Source organism: Fibrobacter sp. (assembly GCF_045131395.1).
GTDB lineage: Bacteria > Fibrobacterota > Fibrobacteria > Fibrobacterales > Fibrobacteraceae > Fibrobacter.
Genome location: NZ_JBGUQY010000007.1, coordinates 1 through 2,519, shown reverse-complemented (window position 1 = coordinate 2,519; position 2,519 = coordinate 1). Strand labels below are relative to the sequence as shown.

The 2,519-nt window shown below is 51.1% G+C and carries 1 rRNA gene; it reads left to right on the top strand.

Going from position 1 to position 2,519, the window contains the following annotated elements:
• Nucleotides 1–26: 26 nt before the first annotated feature.
• Nucleotides 27–2,519 (top strand): 23S ribosomal RNA (locus ACJMNB_RS04405); the annotation flags it as partial.

Genomic DNA, 2,519 nt, shown 5'->3' with positions numbered 1-2,519 from the left:
AAATCTTTTACAATTGAACTCGAGACGAGAAAGTTAAGTAAGAGCGTACGGGGGATGCCTAGGCTCTCAGAGGCGAGGAAGGACGTGACAAGCTGCGATAAGCCACGGTGAGGTGCAAATAACCCTTGACCCGTGGATTTCCGAATGGGGGAACCCAATGTGTTGAAGACACATTACCTAGATTTAGGGGCTAACGCAGGGAACTGAAACATCTAAGTACCTGCAGGAAGAGAAAACAACAGTGATTCCGCAAGTAGTGGCGAGCGAACGCGGAGGAGCCCAAACCGGGGGTGTTACGGCATGCCCGGGGTTGTAGGACAGCAATATCGACTGTAACTTGTTAGAAGAACGTTCTGGAAAGTTCGGCCATAGATCGTGAAAGCCGAGTATTCGAAAACGAGTTGCTACGTAGCTGTATCCTGAGTAGGGCGGGACCAGGGAAATCCTGTCTGAATCCGGCGGTACCATCCGCCAAGGCTAAATACTCCTGAGAGACCGATAGTGAACCAGTACCGTGAGGGAAAGGTGAAAAGAACCGCGAACAGCGGAGTGCAATAGAACCTGAAACCGTGCGCTTACAAGCGGTCGGAGCATCAATATGATGTGACGGCGTGCCTTTTGCATAATGAGCCTACGAGTTGCTTCTCACTGGCGAGGTTAAGGAATTTGAGTTCCGCAACCGAAGCGAAAGCGAGTCTGAACAGGGCGTTCAGTCAGTGGGAGCAGACGCGAAACTTTGTGATCTACCCTTGGTCAGGTTGAAGTTGCCGTAACAGGTGATGGAGGACCGAACCAATAGTCGTTGAAAGGACTCTGGATGAACTGAGGGTAGGGGTGAAAGGCTAATCAAACTGAGAGATAGCTCGTACTCCCCGAAATGCCTTTAGGGGCAGCCTGGAGTTAGTCTTCAAGAGGTAAAGCTACTGATAGGATGCGGGGGCTTCGCCGCCTACCAATTCCTGACAAACTCAGAATGCTTGAAGATGATGCTCCGGAGAGAGGCGATGGGTGCTAATATCCGTTGCCGAGAGGGCAATAACCCAGACCTGCGGCTAAGGTCCCGGAATTGACGCTAAGTTAGTAAAACGTGGTTGCACTGCATTGACAGCTAGGATGTTGGCTTGGAAGCAGCCATACATTTAAAGAGTGCGTAACAGCTCACTAGTCGAGCGGTGCTGCATGGATGATGAACGGGTATAAGCGTCATACCGAAGCCCAGGAATCTATGAGATTGGTAGGGGAGCATTCCAATCTGCGTCGAAGGTCGCCCGTGAGAGCGGCTGGAGCGTTTGGAAAAGCAAATGTAGGCATAAGTAACGATAAAGAAGGTGAGAAACCTTCTCGCCGAAAGACCAAGGTTTCCTGAACAACGATAATCGGTTCAGGGTTAGTCGGGGCCTAAGGATAAGCCGAAAGGCGAAGCCGATGGACAGACGGTTAATATTCCGTCACCCGATGTGGATTCGAAGGAGGGACGGAGAAGTGAAAGACCCGCGCACTGACGGATATGTGCGTTAAAGCGTGTAGAATAGTCTGGTTGGCAAATCCGCCGGATGTTTTTGAACGTGAAAGTACCGCAGAGCTTCGGCCGAGCGGACAGCGGTCCTAAACCTGCTCCCGAGAAAAACTTCTAAGGTGTGTCCACACCGGCCCGTACCGGAAACCGACACAGGTGGTCGAGGAGAGAATCCAAAGGCGCTCGAGTGATCCGTGGCTAAGGAACTAGGCAAAATAGCCCTGTAACTTCGGGATAAAGGGCCCTCCTTCACGGGAGGCGCAGAGAAATGGCCCAGGCGACTGTTTAACAAAAACACATGGCTTTGCGAAATCGAAAGATGAGGTATAAGGCCTGACACCTGCCCGGTGCTGGAAGGTTAAGAGGAGATGTCATCGCAAGAGAAGCATTGAATTGAAGCCCCAGTAAACGGCGGCCGTAACTATAACGGTCCTAAGTTAGCGAAATTCCTTGTCGGGTAAGTTCCGACCTGCACGAATGGTGTAACGATCTGGGCGCTGTCTCGGCCACGAGCTCGGTGAAATTGTAGTAGCGGTGAGGATGCCGCTTACCCGCAACGGGACGGAAAGACCCCGTGAACCTTCACTATAGCTTAACATTGACTTTGGATATTTGATGAGTAGGATAGGTGGGAGACTGGGAATCAGAGGCGTTAGTCTTTGAGGAGTCGTTGTTGAAATACCACCCTTTGACTATTTAGGGTCTAACCTCTAGGTAGAGGGACAGTGTTTGGCAGGTAGTTTGACTGGGGTGGTCGCCTCCAAAAGCGTAACGGAGGCTTTCAAAGGTACTTTCATTACGGTTGGTAACCGTAAGCAGAGCGCAATAGTAAAAGAGTGCTTGACTGCGAGACAGACAAGTCGAACAGGTAAGAAATTAGGATATAGTGATCCGGTGGTTCCGCATGGAAGGGCCATCGCTCAAAGGATAAAAGGTACTCCGGGGATAACAGGCTGATCACCCCCAAGAGCTCACATCGACGGGGTGGTTTGGCACCTCGATG